Raw genomic sequence first — 18,830 nt, 5'->3', positions numbered from 1 at the left:
TTAGGCTAGGCTAACTTTTCATGCCTGGAAGGGATGCTGAGTCTTCGATGTCTTCGACGATGGAACCGAGCGCTCGTCTCGTACTGCTTTCTCCCGCGCGCCTGGCCGACGTGCGCCGGCGGACCGGCGACCACTGCGACCGGACCATCGCCGAAGCGTGCGCCGTCGGGCTGTCGTACTGGGCGACGGGCCGCAGTCCCGACGGCATCGACCTCGCGCCCGGCACGCTGTTCGCCGATGTCCTCGGCTGGGTCGACAACGGCGGTGCCGGTCCCGGCGGTTGGGAAGTCGGCGCGGACGGCCTGGACGGTTGGCGCATCGCCGTCCCCGAAGGTGTCCTCCCGGCCGACGCGCAGCTCGCGCTGGACGACCTGGCCGACTTCCCCGACCGCCCCATCGGCACCATCGGCCCCTCCGGCGCGGCGGCGCGGATCGAGGCCCTGACCAAGTGGAACGACACCGCGGCCGACCGGGTCCGCCCGACCGTCGTGGAGATGTTCCGCGAGCAGGCCCGGACCAGGCCGGACGCGATCGCCGTCGTCGACGAGGACCGATCACTGACCTACCGTCAGACCGCCGAGCTGTCCAGCCAGTTGGCGCACCGGCTGATCGAACGCGGCCTCACCGCCGAACAGGTCGTCGGCATCTCACTGGGCCGCTCCGCCGAGATGGTGATCGGGCTGCTCGCCGTGCTCCAGGCGGGCTGCGCGTTCGTACCGCTCGATCCGCAGTGGCCCGCCGCGCGCCGCGCCGTCGTCATCGAGGACGCCCGGGTCGTCCGGCAACTCAACTCCTCGGGCGAGCCCGGCGCGGGTGAACCGGAAGCCGAGGCCGTGGACCTCGACGACTGGCGGTTCGGTGCCTACCCCGCCGAGGGAACCGGGATATCCGTCCCTGGCGCGGCCCTGGCGTACGTGATCTTCACGTCCGGTTCGACCGGGCGGCCCAAGGGCGCGATGATCCGGCACGAGGCGATAAGTGAGCGCCTGCTGTGGCAGGTTGACGAGATTCTGCGCTTCGGCCACGACGACGCTTCGCTGTTCAAGGCGCCGCTGTCCTTCGACATCTCCATCAACGAGATCTTCCTGCCGCTGGTGTCCGGCGGCAGACTGGTGGTCCTGCGGCCCGGCGGTGAGCGCGATCCGCACCACCTGCTGAGCGTGATCGCCGAGCAGCGCGTCACCTTCACCTACCTGGTCTCGTCCATGCTGGACGTACTGCTGGAGATGGCCGGCGACACCGGGCGCCTCGACAGCCTGCGGCACGTGTGGTGCGGCGGCGAAGTGCTGACCCCGGAGCTGTACGAGCGGTTCCGCACCCGGCTCGACATCCCGCTCTACCACGGCTACGGCCCGGCCGAGACGACGATCGGCGTCTCGCACGTCATCTACCGGGGCGCGGCGGAACGCCTGTCGACGTCCATCGGCAAGGCCAACCCCAACACCCAGTTGTACGTGCTGGACGACGAGTTGCGCCCGGTTCCGGTCGGGGTGGGCGGCGAGCTGTACGCGGGAGGGTTCCTGCTGGGGCGCGGGTACGTCAACGCGCCCGGCCTGACGGCGTCGCGGTTCGTGGCGAACCCCTTCGCCGACGACGGGTCCCGGCTGTACCGCACCGGTGACCTCGCGCGGTTCGCCCCGGACGGGTCGCTGGACTTCCTCGGCCGGGCCGACAACCAGATCAAGATCCGCGGTATGCGGCTGGAGATCGAGGACGTCGAGGCCGGTCTCGCGGAACACCCCTCGGTACGGCACACCTGCGTCGTCGCGAAGAAGAACGCGGCGGGCGGCACCTACCTGGTCGGGTACGTGATCCCGGCCGCCGGCAGCGAGGATCTGCGGGCGGACCAGGTCAAGGCGTGGGCCGTCGAGCACATGGTGGAGTACATGGTGCCCGCCCACACCGTCGTGATGACGGAATTCCCGCTCACCGCGAACGGCAAGCTCGACCGGAACGCGCTGCCGGAGCCCGTGATCGGCACGGGTCCGGTCGTCGCGCCCGTCACCGAGGACGAGCGTGTGGTGTGTGCGGCGGTCGCGGCGGTGCTGCGGCTGGACGAGATCGGGGTCAACCAGGACTTCTTCCAGCTCGGCGGGGACAGCATTCTGGCGATCTCGCTGCTGAGCGCGCTGCGCGAGGCGGGCCTCTATGTCACGGCGCGGCAGATCTTCACCAACGGCAACGTGCGGGCGCTGGCGGCGGTGGCGAGCCGTGAGGACGTCTCCACCGTGGACCACCGCGACGTGCCGACCGGTTCCGTCGTGGGATCGCCCATCGTGCGGTGGCTCGGCGAGACCACGGACGCGATCGACGGCTTCGTGCAGTCGGTGGTGCTGAACGCCCCGGCGGAGCTGACCGCCGACGCCCTGGACAAGATCCTCGCCGCAGTGGTGGGGCGGCACGACATGCTGCGCGCCAGGCTGGTGCGCGGAGACCACTGGAGCTTCGACATCCCGGAGGCGGACCCGGAGGCGGACCCGGAGGCGGACCGGGAGGCGGACCGGGCCGTCACGTACTGGCAGGAGAGTGACCGTTCGCTGGATCAGTGCGTCGCGCTCGCCACCGACGCGCTCGACCCGGACAACGGCGTGATGCTGAGCGTGGTCTGGCGCCGCGAGGCGCGCCAACTGGTCGTGGCCGTCCACCATGTGGTGGTCGACGGTGTGTCCTGGCGGATCCTGGTGGACGATCTGGCCACGGCGTGGCAGCGGTTCACCTCGGGCGCGCCCGTCGAACTGCCCCCGGTGGGCACCTCGTTCCGGCGCTGGACGCAGTTGCTGGAGCGCGCGGCGTTCGACGCGGACAGCGCCTACTTCCGGCGTCAACTGCCGGGCGCCGACCTGCCGGTGGGCAGGCGCGCGCTGTCCGATGCCGACACCGTCGCCCGCGAGCGGACGCGGACCGTTTCGGCCGGCCCCGAGGTCACGGCCGCGCTGCTGGGCGAGATTCCGGCGAAGTTCCACGCGGGCGTCAACGACGTGCTGCTGACCGCGCTCGCCGTCACCCTCGCCCGGTGGCGTCGAGACCTCGGGCAGAACCAGAGTCACGCCCACATCGAACTCGAAGGCCACGGACGCGAGGGGCGGTTCGTGGCCGGCACGGCCGGCTTCGAGCCCGAACTGTCGCGGACCGTGGGCTGGTTCACCACCCTGTTCCCGGTGACCGTGGACCCCGGAGCGGCGGCTGATCTCACCGCACCCGAGTATCTGGCCGCCGCGCTCAAGGCGGTCAAGGAAGACCTCGCCCGAGTGCCGGACAACGGTGTGTCGTACGGCGCCCTGCGGTACCTGGCCCACTCCGAGTTCGCCGCGCCCGCACCGCAGGTGCTGTTCAACTACCTCGGGCGCTTCGACGCGGGAGCGTCCGGGGACTGGCAACTCGCCGGTAACACAGGTCAGTTGGGTGAGAAGCGGGACCCGAGGATGCGCCTGCCGCGTGCCCTGGAGTTCAACGCGATCGCCGAATCCGCGTCGAGTGGCGAGTACGACCTGGTCACCACCGTCTCCTGGCCCGACGGGATGTTCACCGACGAGGACATCGCGACGCTCGGCGCGTACTTCCACCGTGCCCTGACCGGGCTGGCGGCGCTGACCGCGCTCGACCAGGGCGGCCACTCACCCAGCGACTTCCCCCTGGTGCCGCTCACACAGGCCGATGTCGACTCCCTGGACGGCCCCGCGCTGCGGGACATCCTGCCGCTGACCCCGTTGCAGGAGGGCCTGTACTTCCACTCGGTCTACGACGACGACTCGACGGGCAGCTACGTCGAGCAGCAACTGCTCACGCTGGACGGCGACATGGGCGGGGGCGGGGACGTGGACGCCAACCGGCTCGCGGCGGCGGCCACCCGGCTGCTCACGCTGTTCCCGAACCTGGCGGCGCGGTTCACCGCCCTCGCGGACGGCCGGGTGGTCTCCGTCCTGGAGAGCGGTGTCCAGGCGCCGTTCACCGTCCTGGACCGCCCCGGCATCACCGACGACGAGATCCGCGCGTACGCCGAGCGGGACCGCGTCGCCGGGTTCGACCTGGCCACCGGACCGCTGATGCGGTACACCCTCATCCGCGCCGGCTCCGGCCGGAACGTCCTGGTGCAGACCGTGCACCACATCATCGCCGACGGCTGGTCGGTGCCGCCGATGCTGCGCGCGCTGCTGGCCGAGTACGACGCGCCGGGCACCGTGTACCCGCTCGGCGGCTTCCCCGACTACCTGAGGTGGCTCGCCGACCGGGACGACGACGAGAGCGACCGGGTGTGGCGCGACGAACTCGCCGAACTGCCCGGCCCCTCGCTGGTCGCCGAGGGGCACACCCCGTCCGACCGGTTCGCCGACACGTTCCTGGAGGTCGAGGACGACATCGACGCGGCCGTCCGGTCGGCCGGCGTGCCGCTGAGCGTGGCCGTGCACAGCGCCTGGGCGCTGACGCTGGGCGCCATCCTGCACGGCGATGACGTCGTGTTCGGCTCCACGGTGTCCGGGCGGGACGCGGATGTGCCCGGCATCGGGGACATGGTCGGCCTGTTCATCAACACGATCCCCGTACGCGCCCGTTGGGCCGCCACCACCACTGCGCGCGAGCTGCTCGCCGCCGTCCGGGAACACCAGAGCGCGGTACTGCCGCACCAACATGTCTCGCTGGCCAGGATCGGCCGCCAGGCCGGTGCCGGCGCCCTGTTCGACACCCTGGTGGTGTTCGACATCGCGACCGACGTGGCCGCGCTGCGCGGATCCGGCGACGGGCTGGGCATCGCCGACATCGTCAACGAGGGCGCCCCGCACTACCCGTTGACCCTGGTCGTGGAGCGCGCGGGCGACGGCCGCCCGCGCTTCAACCTGATCTACGACGGTGAACTGGTGCGGGAGACGAGTGCCCGCGACATCCTGCGTACGTTCACCCGCACCCTCACCGGACTGCTCACCCGGCCGGACGCCCCGGTCGCCGACCTGGCACCCGAGACCGGCCGGCTTCCCGCGTCCCTCACCCCGACGACCCTCGGCGCGCTGTTCGACGCCGCGGCGGACCGCGACCCGGCCGCCACCGCCGTCACCCAGTGCGCTCTCGACGGCGTCACCCGGTCCCTCACCTACGGCGAACTGGCCGAAGCCAAGGACGAGTTGGCCGCCGGACTGCGCGCGGCCGGAGTCGGCCCCGGCAAGCGGGTCGCCGTCGCCGTCCCGCGCTCCGTCGAGCAGGTCGTCGCCCTGGTCGCGGTCGTCACCGCCGGTGGCGCGTACGTACCGCTGGACCTGGCGTACCCGGACGAACGGCTGGAGTACGTCCTCGCCGACGCCGCCCCGCAGGTCGTTCTCGTGGACCGCGACCAGCGAGAGCGATTTACCCAACTGCTGTCGCGGGCAGGCGTGTCGGCCCGCGTACTCGTGCAGGGGGACGAGCCGCCGCTCGACGCCGTAGAGACCGTTGAGAGTGACGTCGACTGGCGCGACCCCGCGTACGTGATCTACACGTCCGGATCGACCGGCCGGCCCAAGGGCGTCGTCGTCCCGCACTCCAGCGTGGTGTCACTGCTCGCGAACACCCGTCCCGACATGGGCTTCGGGCCGCACGACGTATGGGTGCAGTTCCACTCCTTCTCCTTCGACTTCGCGGTCTGGGAGCTGTGGGGCGCGCTGGCGCACGGCGGCGAACTGCTGGTGCCGGAGTACGGGTTGACGCGCTCCCCGGTCGACTTCCACCGGCTGGTCCGCGAGCGTGGGGTGACCGTTCTCAACCAAACCCCGTCGGCCTTCTACCAGTTCATCGAGGCCGACCGGCATGCCGGCGAACCGGTCACTGCGCTGCGCCGGATCATCTTCGGAGGCGAGGCGCTGGATCCCGGGCGGCTGCGCGGGTGGGTCGAGCGGCACGGCACCCGTTCGCCCGAGCTGGTCAACATGTACGGCATCACCGAGACCACCGTCCATGTCACCCACCGGGTGCTGACCGACGACGACTTCGGCCTCGCCGACCCCGTCGGCCCCGTCAGCTCCGGCGACGATGTCAGCCCGATCGGCGGTCCCATCCCCGGCCTGGTCACCCACCTGCTCGACGACCGGCTCCGCCCGGTGCCGCCGGGCCGGGTGGGCGCCATCTACGTCGCGGGCGACCAGGTGTCGCTCGGCTACCTGGGCAGGCCCGGCCTCACGGCCGGCCGGTTCGTGGCGAACCCGTTCGCGGGCGACGGCTCCCGCATGTACCACACGGGCGACCTCGCCCGCCGCACGCTCGACGGCGAACTGGAGTTCACCGGCCGCGCCGACGACCAGGTGCAGCTCAAGGGCTTCCGTATCGAACTCGGCGAAGTGGAGTCCGCCATCAGGGAGTTGGTCGGCGTGGTCGACGCGGCCGTCACCGTCGCGGACAGCGGCGATCACCTCGTCGCGCACATCGTGGGCCGGGTGCCCGGCAATGTCACCGGCCCGCTGTCCACGAAACTGCCCGCGCACATGGTGCCGGGCCGGGTGCTGCCGGTCGACGCCCTGCCGCTGACGGTCAACGGAAAACTGGACCGCGAGGCCCTGACCGAACGCGCCGCCCAGGCACCGGCCCAGGCACCGGCATCGGCGCAGGACGACGACAGCTCCGTGGCCACGAGTGAATCCACGCTCGCCGCGCTGGTCGGCATCTTCGCCGACACCCTGCCGGGCACCGACATCGCCAGTGACACCGACTTCTTCATGGCCGGGGGCGACAGCATCGTCGCCATCACCGTGATCAACCGGGCCAGGGCGCTCGGCCTGCCGATCGCGCCCCGCGACGTATTCCTGTTCCGGACCCCGCGCGCCCTGGCCGAGCACCTCGCCGACAGCGCACCGCAGACCGAGACGGCCGCGCCCGCCCGCCCCGCGGACGGCCCGCTGACACCGACGCCGATCATCCTGCGCCGGCGCGAACTGGGTGGCTCGCTCGCCCGGTTCGCCCAGGCCAGGGCACTGGTGGCGGCCGAGGGCACCGGCTTCGCCGACGCCGAGCGCGCCGCGAACGCCGTTGTGGCCGCTCACCCGGTTCTGCGCCTGCGGCTGCGCGTCGAGCACGGCGTGTGGACCCTGCGTACCGATCCCGCCCGCGAGGTCACCGTCGTCCGGACGGACGCCGCCGACGCGACGGCCGCGGCGAACGAGGCCGCCGGACGCCTCGATCCCGAGTCCGGAGACGTCATCGCGTTCTCCTGGCTGGAGGCCGGCCGCACGCTCGTGGTCACCGTCCACCACATCGCCGTCGACGCGGTGTCCTGGCTGATCCTGCTGGACGACCTGGCCACCGCGATGCGCGGGGCGGACCTGCCACCGCCCACCACGTCGTACGCCGAGTACGCCGAGGCACTGGCCGCCGGGTCCGCCCAGGCGATCGACGGTCTCGGGCACTGGATCACCACACTCCAGGCCCCCGCGCTGCTCGGCGCGGTCGAGAGGCCGCGTGAGACCACCGTCGTCCTCGCGCCCGAGGTGAGCGACCGAGTGACGCGCACCGCGCCCGCCGCGCTCGGTGTGGGTCTCACCGAGCTGCTGTGCGGCGCCCTGCGCGCCGCGCTGACACACAGTCAGCCGTCGCCCACCGACCTCGCGATCGAACTGGAGCGGCACGGCCGGGTCCCCGCCCTCGACCACCACGACTACACCCGTACGGTCGGCTGGTTCACCTCCATCGCGCCCGTGCGGCTCACGCCGCACACCGACCCCGTCGCGGCGGCGCGCGAGGTCGCCGAGCGGCAGCCGGACGAGTGCGGGCACGTCGCGTACGGCCAACTCCGTTACCTCAACCCGCAGACGGCCCCGCTGCTGACCGCCCGCCCGCAGGTGCTGTTCAACTACCTCGGCCGGGGCGGCGAGTCGCAGGCACCGCGCCTCAACGGCGGCGATCCGGGCAGCCCGTACGCCGTCGAGGTCAACGCGTGGACCGACGACGCCACCGGAAGCCTGCACGCCGCGTTCACCCTCGCCGAAGGCGTCCCCGACGCGATAACCGACCACTGGCGCACCGCACTTGAGCGCATCGCGGACGCCTCCGCGACGGCCGGGCGGACGGCTCCGGTCACCCCGCTCCAGCGGGGCCTGTTCTTCCAGGCCCAGTTGGCCGGCGCGGCCGGACACTACGTCGCGCAGAGCTGGTTCACCTTCGACCGGCGGCTGGACACCGACGCGCTGGCCGAGGCCATGGCGTACGTGATCGCCCGGCACCCGGTCGTGGGCGCCGGCTTCACCACCGACGACGACGGAAACCCCGTCCAGAGCCTCAAGGCCGGCCGGCGGGTCGGTGTCCGCACCGTCCAGTTGACGACGGACGCGGACGTCGAGGCCCTGCGCACCCGGGACCGCGACACGGGATTCGACCCGGCCGAGCCGCCGCTGGTCCGGCTGACCGTGGTGCGGCTGCCCGACGACCGGGACGGCCTGCTGCTCAGCTACCACCTGCTGCTGTGGGACGGCTGGTCCCGCGAGATCCTGCTGCGGGACCTGTTCGACGCCTATCAGGCCGCCGTCGCCGGTGAGCCACTGGTCGCGGCCCCGGCCACACCGAGCTTCGAGGACCACGCCCGGACGCTCGCCGCCAAGGACCCCGCCGTATCGGAACGCTTCTGGGCCGGGCACCTGGCCGCACTCCCCGGCCCGACGCTGCTCGCCGGGCCGGAGCCGGCCCGCTCGGACGACCTGCCGCGCGCCCTCGTGCACACCGTCTCGGCCGAACTGTCCCAACTGCTGCGGGAATCGGCCAAGGCGCACGGCGTCACCCTGAACACTGTGCTGACCGGCGCGTTCGGCCTCCTCCTCGGCGCGCACACGGGCCGCGGTGACGCCGTGTTCGGTGTGACCGTGTCGGGCCGGGAGGGCGAGGGCCTGTCCGACATCGTCGGTGTGCTGCTCAACACGGTGCCCATGTGGACGCGGGCCCGGCCGGACGACACGGTGCGCGCGTACCTGTCGGCCGTCCAGGCGGCCCGGGTCGAGGCGATGGAGCACGAGCACCTGGGGCTCGGCGAGATCCAGCGGGCCAGTGGGCACGACACCCTGTTCGACAACCTGTTCGTGCTCCAGAACTTCCTGGACATGGACGCGTTCGCCGCGATGAACGCCCGGCACGGCATCACCTCCGTGAAGGCCGACGACTCCACGCACTACCCGTTCACCTGGGTCGTCACGCCCGGCGACCGGCTGACGGTCAAACTGGAGCACCGCGACGACGACACGGCGAACGCCCGTCGTCTCCTCGACGACTACCTGCGCGTCCTCGAAGACCTGGCCACCTCGACCGGACCGGTCGGCGCGCTGCGCGGCGTGGGACCGGAGCCCGAGCCCGCCGCACGTACGGACGTCGGCACGGACACCGTGGTCGACCGGTTCGACCGCGCGGCGGACAGCGATCCCCGCCGGGTCGCGCTGGTCGCCGACGGCGCGACCATGACCTTCGCCCAACTCCGGGACCGCAGCCGCGCGGTGGCGGGTGTGCTCGCCCGGCGGGGGATCGGACCCGAGACGACCGTGGCTCTCGCGATACCGCGCTCGCTCGACTCGATCGTGGCGCTGTTCGCCGTACTGCGCGTCGGCGCGGCCTACGTGCCACTGGAGTTGGACCACCCGGACGAGCGGATCGCCACGATCGTCGCGGACGCCCGCCCGGACGTGACCCTCACCGTGAGCGCCGTGTCGCCCCGGCTGACCGGCGACCTGATCGAGCTGGACCGCCCGCTGCCGCAGGCGGAGCCGTATCGCACGTTCGCGCCCGACGACCCGAACCGGCTGCGGCACCCCGCGTACACGATCTACACCTCCGGATCGACCGGGAAGCCGAAGGGCGTGGTGACCGAGTACGCGGGCCTCACCAACATGCTGATCAACCATCGGCGCCGGATCTTCGAGCCGGTCCTCGCCGAGCACGACCACCGGGTCATGCGGATCGCGCACACCGTGTCGTTCGCGTTCGACATGTCGTGGGAGGAGCTGCTGTGGCTCGCCGACGGGCACGAGGTGCACATCTGCGACGAGGAACTGCGCCGTGACGCGCCCCGGTTGGTCGAGTACTGCCTGGAGCACGGGATCGACGTCATCAACGTGACCCCGACCTATGCGCAACAGCTGCTGGCCGAGGGCCTGTTGGACAACCCCGAGCGGCGGCCGGCGCTGGTGCTGCTGGGCGGCGAGGCCGTGACCCCGATGCTGTGGCGGCGGCTCGCCGAGACCCGGGGGACCGTCGGCTACAACCTGTACGGCCCCACCGAGTACACCATCAACACCCTGGGCGTCGGCACCTTCGAATGCCAGGACCCGGTGGTGGGCGTGGCGATCGACAACACCGACGTGTACGTCCTGGACCCGTGGCTGCGGCCCCTGCCGGACGGTGTTCCCGGTGAGCTGTACGTGGCGGGCGTCGGCATCGCCCGCGGCTATCTCGGGCAGCCCGCCCAGACCGCGCACCGCTTTGTCGCGTGCCCGTTCGGCGCACCCGGCGAGCGTATGTACCGCACCGGGGACCTGGTGTTCCGGCGGCCCGACGGGAACCTGACGTACCTGGGCCGTACCGACCAGCAGGTCAAGATCCGGGGGCACCGGGTCGAACTGGGCGAGGTCGAGGCCGCGTTCGCCGCGCACCCGGCGGTGCGGTTCGTCGCCGCGGTCGCCCAGCCCGACCCGCGGGTCGACGGCGCGTACCGGCTGGCCGCCTATCTCGTCCTGGACGGCGCCGACCTGGCCGGCATCGCCGCCGAAGTGGGCGCCGGGCTGCCGGACTTCCTGCGCCCGACGCATTACGCCCGCGTCGACGGCATCCCGCTGACGGTGAACGGGAAGGCTGACACCAAGGCCCTGCCGGAGGCCAGGCCGCTGGGCGCGCTGACCACGGCCGTCGAACGCCGGCCGGAGGCCGGGACCGAGACCGTGGTGTGCGAGTTCTTCGCCGAGGCACTGGACCTGGACGACGACGAGGTGAGCGCGGTGAGCGACTTCGTGTCCCTCGGAGGACACTCCATGCTGGCGGTGCGGCTGATCGGGCTGCTCCGCCGGGAGTACGGCCCTGTGGTCACGATCCGTGATCTCCTGACCCTGCGAACCCCGGAAGCGATTGCCCGCCACCTTGATGACAACTCCTGACCCGCAGCCGCCCACGCGGGGGTCGTCCCAGCGGCCCTCCGAGCAGCCTTCCGAGCAGCCTTCCGAGCGGCCCTCCCAGGGGTCCGACATCCTCCGGACCGCCCTGCGCCGCAACGTCGGCGCCATGACCAAGGGCACCGCCCTCATGGGCATGTACCAGGCGGCCGAGACCGCCTTCCCCATCGCGCTCGGCCTGATCGTCGAGCACACGATGCAGGACCGCAGCCTCGGCGCGCTCGGCCTGTCGATCGCCGCGCTGGCCGTGATCATCACGACCGTCTCGCTGTCGTGGCGGTTCGGGATGCGCGTCCTTCAGAAGGCCAACACGACCGAGGCGCACCGCTGGCGGGTGCGGGTGGCGGCCTGCGGACTCCAGCCGGTGGCCAGGGACGTCGACCTGAAGTCCGGCGAGGTGCTGACCATCGCCACCGAGGACGCCGACCAGACCGCCGACATCATCGAGGTGGTGCCGCTGCTGGTCAGCTCGCTGGTCGCGGTGCTGGTCGCGGCGGTCGCGCTGGGTCTGGCCGACATCCGGCTCGGTCTGCTGGTGATCGCGGGAACGGTCGCGATCCTGTCGATCCTGGCCGTGATGTCCAAGCGGATCGGCTCCAGCACCCGTGAACAGCAGGCCCGCGTCGCGCGGGCCGGCGCGAAGGTCGCCGACCTGATCACCGGCCTGCGTCCGCTGCACGGCTTCGGCGGCAACCACGCGGCGTTCCTCTCCTACCGGAAGGTCAGCTCGGAGGCGAAGCGCCAGGCGATCACCGTCGCCCGGGTGAACGGGGCGTACGCGGGCACCGCGCTCGCGCTCAACGCCGTTCTCGCCGCCGCGGTGACCCTGACGGCGGGCTGGCTGGCGTTCGGCGGCCGGATCACCATCGGGGAACTCGTCATGGCCGTGGGCCTCGCGCAGTTCATCATGGAACCGCTCAAGCTGTTCTCGGAGATGCCCAAGTACGTGATGATCGCCCGAGCGTCGGCCGATCGGATGGCGCTGGTGCTGTCCGCGCCGCCGGTGACGACCCCGGGGCCGGAGCGCCCGGCCGCGGGCGGAGACCTGGAGGTCGACTGCGTACGGTACGGGGTCCTGCGGCAGCTGAAGTTCCAGGTGCCGGCGGGTGAGTTCGTGGCGATCGCCGTCTACCAGCCGCGCGCCGCGGCCGACCTCGCGTCGATCCTGTCCGTCAACGTCCCGCCGGACGCGTACGAGGGAACGGTGCGGGTGAGCGGGCAGCCGATCGCGGACCTGTCGATCGAGGCGGTCCGCGAGCACATGCTGGTGAACCCGTACGACGGGGAGATCTTCGCGGGCACCCTCCGTACGAACATCGACCCGTCGGGCACCAGCCGTACGGTCGCCGAGGCGGTCGAGGCGTCCATGCTGACCGACGTCGTCGCCCTGCACCGCGACGGACTCGACTACGGCGTCCGCGACCGGGGCGCCAACCTCTCCGGGGGCCAGCGCCAACGACTGTCCCTGGCGAGGGCGTTGGCCGCCGACAGTGACGTACTTGTCCTGCACGACCCGACGACGGCCGTCGACGCGGTCACCGAACAGCTCATCGCGCGCAACGTCGCGAAGCTGCGCCGGGGCCGTACCACCGTCGTGATCACCAGCAGCCCGGCCCTTCTGGACGCGGCCGACCGCGTCCTCGTCCTGGACGAGGGCGTCGTCACCGCCGAGGACACCCACCGCAACCTCCTCGCCACGGACGAGGACTACCGCCTGGCGGTGGCGAGGTGACCCGCTGAGCGGCCCTGGCGGCGCGCCCCGTCAGAGGAGGCCGCGCGGGCCACGCCCGGCGCCATCGGCCCGCAGGTTTCGTTCCCCGCTTCTCATGGGGCGTCCAGCGTCCAGGCGACATCTCTGAGCAGCGCATGCCGCCAGCCCACCCGGTCGTGGCCGGACGGCGACCGCGAGACGCGCACGGCCGCGCCGGCCCGCTCGGCCAGGGCCTCGACCGGCTCACAGTGGGGCAACATCCGCGTCTCGTGTTCGCCCACGTCGAACGCGGCCCGTAGCCCGGACAGTTCGGACAGTTCAGCCCCATAGGCGCGCAGCCGCGCGGCGACGGCACCGCCGGCCGGTCCGTCCAGGGAGTCCGCCAGACCCGTCGCGTCAGGCGTCCACCAGAACGATCCCGACTGGCAGGCGACGCGCGACACCAGGTCGGGGAACTCCAGCGCCGCGTACAGCGCGCTCAGCCCGCCGAGACTCTGCCCGGCCACCACCAGCCGGTCCGGGTCGGCGGGCACGCCGGACTCCGCCACCAGCGGCAGCAGTTCGTCCCGTACCGCCTCCCACAGTTCGGGCCGGCACCCGAACTCGGCCTCCCTGTCCTTGGCCGGCAGGAAGACGAGCGTGACGGGAGGCATCGCACCACTGGCGACGGCCGAGTCGAACGCGGTCATGGCCGGGTGCAGGTACAGCCAGTCGTCCCCGTCGAGGAGCAGGACCAACGGCCCGCCGCCGCCCACCGGGTGGACGCGCACGGTGCGCCGTCCGCCGAGCCGTTCGCTGGTCCAGCGGAGCCGGGTACGGGGGAGGGGCAGGACGTCATCGGCGCCGAAGACCGGCCAGTGCGGCTGGGCCGGGATGTCCGGGGTCGCGGCGATGGACCGGTCGGCGCCGGCGCCGACCGGGTTGTACGGGTCGGCGTACGCCCCTTCGCCCACGAGGAGTTGGTACGTCACCCGCAGCCGCGCGGGCATCGGCACCGCGGCGTACCAGCAGTCCGTGTCGCGCCACCGGCGCAGGGGTACGGGCTCCGACCAGCTCTCGAAGCTGATGAGCGCCGGAGACCCGCGCCACAGGAACAGGGCCAGCCTGCCGCCGTCGTCGGCGGGCACCGACGCGGGCGTCCGCGCCGCCGCCCAGAAGGCGTCGGTGCCGGGTTCACCGGGCAGCCCGAAGGCGGCGAAGTCGTGCTCCCTGTCGGCCCCGAGGCGCATGAACGTCTCCTTGTGAGAGGGAAGGGGAAAGGCTAGGCTCGCCCTTGATTAGGCGAGCCTAACCTAATGTTAGGTCTCTCCTCATGTTGGCCCCGAGGAGGCACTGGCACATGAGCACCAACCCCTTCGACGACCCCGAAGGCCGATTCCTGGTCCTGGTGAACGACGAGGGACAGCACTCACTGTGGCCGTCGTTCGCCGAGGTGCCCGGGGGATGGGCGACCGTCCTCGGCGAGAGCACCCGCGAGGCGTGCCTGGACTTCATCGAGGCCCACTGGACCGATCTGCGCCCCCGCTCCCTCGCGGCGTCCACGGACGGCTGACCGCGCGGCCCGGTCGTGGGCCCGGCCGAGGCCGTGACGTCGCTGCCCGCCCATGAGGTGATCGACCTTCAGGGCGGGCAGTGTGCTGCCCGGGTTCATCGCGGCCCGGACCGCCGCGCTCGGCAGTCCGTACGAAGGGCTGGGTGAAGCAGGCCGGTTGGGCCCGGCTTCCTCCCGGTTGGGCCCGGCTTCCTGCGCCACGTCGTCGACGACCCCCGTGCTGGACTTGCTGCTTAGGTAAGGCTAGCCTTATCTCGTTTGTTCGTCGGAGTGATACGGCGACGAGTCGTTCTCCGATTGTGGAACCGAGGAAGGAAAGCCTTGACCACGGCTGTGCCGCGCCCCGCCCCGCCGCCGCACGCGCTTCTCGCGCCGACACCCTCCGTACGCCGCGCCCGCACGGAGGACGCCGCCGAACTCGCCCGCCTGTCAAGGCCGTTCGCGCGCTCGGGGGCGCTGCGGGAACGTCCTGCCTCGCTGTACGCCGCCCACGCGGCCGACTTTCTCGTGACGGAGGCCCCCGGCGGCACCCTTGAGGGCTGCGTGGGCCTGCGCGTCCACCCGGCCCGCCCGGGGGAGGACCCGCCGGGCGGACGCGCGGGCGTGCTGTACAACTTCTGTGTGGCCGGGCGGAGTCAGGGGCGCGGGGTGGGTGCCGGGCTGCTGCGTGCCGCGCTGGCCGCGGCGCGCGCCCAGTCGCTCGGCGCGCTGTTCACGGCGACGACCGGCGGTGGCGGCCTGTTCCTCCGGTACGGATTCGCCCCCACGGCCGCGCGCCTGGCGCCTGAGTCCTGGGCCGAGTCCCTGGATCCCCGGCGGGGCGCGCGGATCCTCGCGAGGACCCTGTGACCGTGTTGACGTCCCGCGATTCGCGGTGCTCACGCCGCCGTTCGCGTCGCCCGTACGGTGCTCATACGGCGCTTCCTTCGTGGTCCGGGCTGTTGTCGGGGACCACGGTGGTGCCGGGGCCGGTCTCGCCGAGGGCGCCTCGCAGCACCGCGTGCGGCACACGGCCGTCGAGTACGTGCGCCCGGCGCACGCCACCGCGGACGGCCCTCAAGCAGCCCTCCATCTTCGGCAGCATCCCGCTCGCCAGCCCCGGCAGCAGCCCGTCCAGCGCGTCGGCCGTCAGGCGCTCGACCACCTCGGTGCTGTGCGGCCAGTTCGCGTACAGCCCCTCGACATCGGTGAGTATCACCAACCGCTCGGCTTCGAGGGCCACGGCCAGGGCCGACGCCGCGAGATCGGCGTTGACGTTGTAGATCTGGCCGTCCTCGCCGCGTGCCACGGGGGAGACCACCGGGATGTGGCCCTGTTCCAGGAGCGTACGCACCACACCCGGGTTCACCTCCACGATGTCGCCCACCAGGCCGATGTCCACCGGCCGGCTGTCCACCCAGGCGGGCCGTCGCACAGCCGTCATCGTGTGCGCGTCCTCGCCCGTCATGCCCACGGCGAAGGGGCCGTGCGTGTTGATGTGCCCGACCAACTCCCGCTGGACCCGGCCGGTCAGCACCATGCGTACCACCTCCATGGTCTCCGGAGTGGTCACCCGCAGCCCCGCCTCGAACCGGGTCTCCAGGCCGAGACGGTCGAGCATCGCGCTGATCTGCGGCCCGCCCCCGTGCACGACGACCGGGCGCAGGCCCGCGTGGCACAGCTCCACGACGTCCCGGGCGAACGTCCGTTGGAGGCCGGCGTCCACCATGGCGTTGCCGCCGAACTTGACGACGACCGGGCGGGGGAGTGGCCCGGTGGCCGGCTCCAAGCCCGTGCGCGCTGTAACGACCGGGCCCATGGCTGTCCCCACCTCGTTGTGTACCACTCGCGCTCGGCGGAGAAGTCGGCCACCGAGTCGCGTGTCGCCGCCGATGACCGGCCGAATACCGGAACTTAGCTTAGCCTAACCTAAATTAATTTGGGTCAGGTTGAGCATGCGGGAATCGGCCTTCCGCGCGGGGGAGCTGCCGAGCTGGGGCGGTGCGCGAGACCGATCGACCGCGGGCACGACTCAGGACGTACTCGCCGCGCCGCGATCACGGCGGAGGCCGGCCAGCAGCAGCTCGATGAGCCGGCTGGACGCCTGTGCCCGCGTAAGCGGGTCGGACAGCGAGGGCGGGCTGCTGCTGACGACGAGGAGCAGGTCCCGCACGGTGACGGCGGGATCGATATCGCCCGCCGCGCGGGCGTTTCGGATGAGCTGCCGCAGTATGTGCGTCAGCTCGCCGTCGATCTCGACACTGGCCGTCCTGGGCGCGCCATCACGGAGCAAGTGAGGTGGCACCAGACGCCCCACTCGGATGTCACAGTTCACCGGGTCGTGACGCACCAACAGATGAGCCGCGTTCTCGTGAGCGAGGCCGAGCACGGCCACCAGGCCAGGCCCAGTAGGGCGATCACAGTGATCCCCGTCGGTGGGCTCCTTCCGGGGGACGGGCAGAAGCAGGTCAACGACGTCGTCATCGGGTAACTGCCACTACCCGCCGCCCAGGTTGGGTCCACGCGTGGATTCCCTGTTCTTCGTCCTTGAGGAACCGCATTCGTCTGCGGGCTCGAACGAGTGGCCGGGCGGCCACCGGGCCCGGATCGGCCGCCAGTGTGGGCGGTCGATCCGGGCCCGTGGGCATGTCTGCGGCGGTCAGTTTACCTTTGTCACGATCCAGGTTCCCAGCTCGTACCGGGCGCCGATCACCCTCAGCGTGCCCGCCGCTATCCGGGTTTTTGTCGGCTCTTCCAGCACGAGCTTGGCCCGTATGCGCCGGACATTCTCGTTGATCGCCAGGTTCAGCCGGTTCGGGGTGCCAGCCGGAGGTATCGCGGGCGTGATCTCGTCGGTGAGCCACTTCAGGTGGGGCGAGACGCCGGGCGGGGGCGAGCCGTCCGCCCATTCGATCGCCTTGGACACCGCGCCGCAATTCTCGTGCCCCAGTACGACGATGAGCTGCACGGCGGAGATCCCCGCGGCGTAGGAGGCGCTGCCGTAGACCGCCCGGTCCACCACCTGACCGGCGGTCCGTGAGACGAACAGGTCACCGAGCCCCTGGTCGAATATCAGCTCCGGCGGCACGCGGGAGTCGATGCAGCCGAGGATCATCGCCCAGGGTTCTTGGTGGTACGAGAGGGGGGCCACCTCGTTGCGCCTGACGTTGTCCTCGCGCGGATGTGTCTGTCCTTCCGCCATCCACCGCTGGTTCACGTCGAACAGGAGTTGCTCTGCGGCTGCCGGGCTCGTGGGCGGCGCGCCGGGGTGCGGGGGATACATCGGGACCCCTCGCGGCGAGGCCGCGGCGGGCGAGGCCCCGCCCAGCGTCAGTCCGGTTCCGGCGACCAACCCGCCGGCGACCATGCCGCGTAACAGTCCGCGACGGCTGGCCCCTGCTTTCGGGTTTGCGAACTCTTGGTCTGTTGTTGGCCTTTCGTTTTCTTCTTCTTTCATGAATCGAGAACTTAGAGTCGAAGATCTCCGTGCGTAAGCGGTCAATCACGCCAAAGCGATATGGGCGACATGTGCGCATTAAGCGCTTAAGGAGGTCGACCCACCGAACGGACCGGCGGCCCTCTGCCGCCTCCCTGGCCCCGCTCTCCACAGGGGTCTCGCCGGCGGGCGCTTCTCTCTTCCGCTTACTGTGGGCGCACGCCTCGTGACAGGGGCGTACGCTCCTCTCGCCGGGCGTCCGAACGTTCGTCTGATCGCGGCGGTCGGGATGTGGGCTGCCGTACGGTACGGCAGGCCGGCCATCAGGCGCGGCGCACCGGTATCAAGGTCAAGAGCAGGGCTGGTATAGACCTTTACCTCGACGCTCGGATGCGCAGTCGGTCGCTTTCGTCTCACCCGCCACGGCTCCGACCATGATCCACCGTGATCCAAACGACAGACTCCAGGGCCTACTCCTGCGAGTTCGGCTTCCACTCCTGGACGAGGAGCCCGAGCAGTACCTGGTCCAGGAACTCGCCCATCACCCAGGCCGAGGAGCGCAGTACGCCCTCGCGGACGAAGCCGTTGCGCTCGGCGGAGCGGAGCATCGCGGCGTTGTCGGACAGTGTCTCTATCTGTAGCCGTCGCAGGCCGCGTAGGACGAATCCGTAGTGGCACAGCACCGCGACCACGTCGGTGCCGTAGCCCTTGCCGCGAGAGGACGGCAGCAGCCCGAGCCCGATGTGCGCCGACCGGTTGTGGTCGTCGATGCCCCACAGCGCCGCGGTGCCGACCAGCGTGCCGCCGGCCAGCTCCACCACGGAGAACGGGACGCGCCCCTGCTCCGTGTCGTCCACCACGAGCCGCGCGTCCTTCGAGCCGGGCGTGACCGGCCGCCATGGCCGGCCTTCGGCCCGCGAGGCGTTGACCACGTCGTCGTAGAGCTCGGCCCGCAGGATCGGGATGTCGTCCTCGTGTCGGGCCCTGAGCCCCACCTTGTTGCCGTTCAGCATGCCCAGCTTCCTATCCGACCGGGCTTGCCGACGGCAAACCAAACCG

The 18,830-nt window shown here is 71.5% G+C and carries 10 protein-coding genes; 5 read left to right on the top strand and 5 right to left on the bottom strand.

Annotated features, from left to right (window positions below; all coding sequences use genetic code 11):
* The first annotated feature begins 47 nt into the window (after positions 1 to 47).
* Both OG700_RS02480 and OG700_RS02475 read left to right on the top strand, forming a co-directional pair.
* Complete coding sequence (locus tag OG700_RS02480) at positions 48 to 11,078, top strand: amino acid adenylation domain-containing protein (protein ID WP_405608157.1); 11,031 nt, start codon at positions 48 to 50, stop codon at positions 11,076 to 11,078.
* Between the two features lie 124 nt (positions 11,079 to 11,202).
* Positions 11,203 to 12,825, top strand: coding sequence for an ABC transporter ATP-binding protein (locus OG700_RS02475; protein ID WP_405608154.1), 1,623 nt, complete (start codon positions 11,203 to 11,205; stop codon positions 12,823 to 12,825).
* Between the two features lie 92 nt (positions 12,826 to 12,917).
* Here the strand turns inward: OG700_RS02475 and OG700_RS02470 are convergent, their stop codons facing one another.
* Positions 12,918 to 14,033 carry an alpha/beta hydrolase-fold protein gene (locus OG700_RS02470; RefSeq protein WP_405608151.1) on the bottom strand — a complete coding sequence of 372 codons (1,116 nt, stop codon included), beginning with the start codon at positions 14,031 to 14,033 and terminating at the stop codon, positions 12,918 to 12,920.
* A 110-nt stretch (positions 14,034 to 14,143) separates the two neighbouring features.
* On the opposite strand from OG700_RS02470, the gene OG700_RS02465 reads away from it, so the two are divergent.
* A complete protein-coding gene (locus OG700_RS02465) occupies positions 14,144 to 14,356 on the top strand; it encodes an MbtH family protein (RefSeq protein ID WP_405608148.1) in 213 nt (70 codons plus the stop codon).
* Positions 14,357 to 14,677: 321 nt separating this feature from the next.
* Entirely contained in the window at positions 14,678 to 15,205 is a 528-nt protein-coding gene (locus OG700_RS02460) for a GNAT family N-acetyltransferase (protein ID WP_405608145.1), read from the top strand.
* Between the two features lie 61 nt (positions 15,206 to 15,266).
* Here OG700_RS02460 and argB read toward each other — a convergent pair whose 3' ends face one another.
* A complete protein-coding gene (argB, locus tag OG700_RS02455; RefSeq protein WP_405608142.1) occupies positions 15,267 to 16,154 on the bottom strand; it encodes an acetylglutamate kinase in 888 nt (295 codons plus the stop codon).
* 213 nt (positions 16,155 to 16,367) lie between these two features.
* Complete coding sequence (locus OG700_RS02450; protein WP_405608139.1) at positions 16,368 to 16,628, bottom strand: hypothetical protein; 261 nt, start codon at positions 16,626 to 16,628, stop codon at positions 16,368 to 16,370.
* A 63-nt stretch (positions 16,629 to 16,691) separates the two neighbouring features.
* On the opposite strand from OG700_RS02450, the gene OG700_RS02445 reads away from it, so the two are divergent.
* Positions 16,692 to 16,826 (top strand): hypothetical protein, encoded by a 135-nt coding sequence (locus tag OG700_RS02445; RefSeq protein ID WP_405608136.1) that lies wholly within the window; start codon positions 16,692 to 16,694, stop codon positions 16,824 to 16,826.
* Between the two features lie 168 nt (positions 16,827 to 16,994).
* Here the strand turns inward: OG700_RS02445 and OG700_RS02440 are convergent, their stop codons facing one another.
* Positions 16,995 to 17,618: a carbonic anhydrase gene (locus OG700_RS02440; protein WP_405608133.1), complete on the bottom strand. Its 624-nt coding sequence runs from the start codon at positions 17,616 to 17,618 to the stop codon at positions 16,995 to 16,997.
* A gap of 623 nt (positions 17,619 to 18,241) precedes the next feature.
* Positions 18,242 to 18,784, bottom strand: a complete 543-nt coding sequence (locus tag OG700_RS02435) for a GNAT family N-acetyltransferase (protein WP_405608130.1) — start codon at positions 18,782 to 18,784, stop codon at positions 18,242 to 18,244.
* Positions 18,785 to 18,830 lie beyond the last annotated feature (46 nt).

Source organism: Streptomyces sp. NBC_01508 (assembly GCF_045040315.1).
Classification (GTDB): Bacteria; Actinomycetota; Actinomycetes; order Streptomycetales; family Streptomycetaceae; genus Streptomyces.
Note: the sequence above shows the minus strand (reverse complement) of the source record. Positions and strands in the feature narration are given on the sequence as shown.

Excerpts from the sequence above, each read along its gene's own strand:
- OG700_RS02480 (WP_405608157.1), top strand. The coding sequence starts at position 48 with ATGTCTTCGACGATGGAACCGAGCGCTCGTCTCGTACTGCTTTCTCCC.
- OG700_RS02475 (WP_405608154.1), top strand. The coding sequence starts at position 11,203 with ATGACCAAGGGCACCGCCCTCATGGGCATGTACCAGGCGGCCGAGACC.
- OG700_RS02470 (WP_405608151.1), bottom strand. The coding sequence starts at position 14,033 with ATGCGCCTCGGGGCCGACAGGGAGCACGACTTCGCCGCCTTCGGGCTG.
- OG700_RS02465 (WP_405608148.1), top strand. The coding sequence starts at position 14,144 with ATGAGCACCAACCCCTTCGACGACCCCGAAGGCCGATTCCTGGTCCTG.
- argB (WP_405608142.1), bottom strand. The coding sequence starts at position 16,154 with ATGGGCCCGGTCGTTACAGCGCGCACGGGCTTGGAGCCGGCCACCGGG.
- OG700_RS02445 (WP_405608136.1), top strand. The coding sequence starts at position 16,692 with ATGAGCCGCGTTCTCGTGAGCGAGGCCGAGCACGGCCACCAGGCCAGG.
- OG700_RS02440 (WP_405608133.1), bottom strand. The coding sequence starts at position 17,618 with ATGTATCCCCCGCACCCCGGCGCGCCGCCCACGAGCCCGGCAGCCGCA.
- OG700_RS02435 (WP_405608130.1), bottom strand. The coding sequence starts at position 18,784 with ATGCTGAACGGCAACAAGGTGGGGCTCAGGGCCCGACACGAGGACGAC.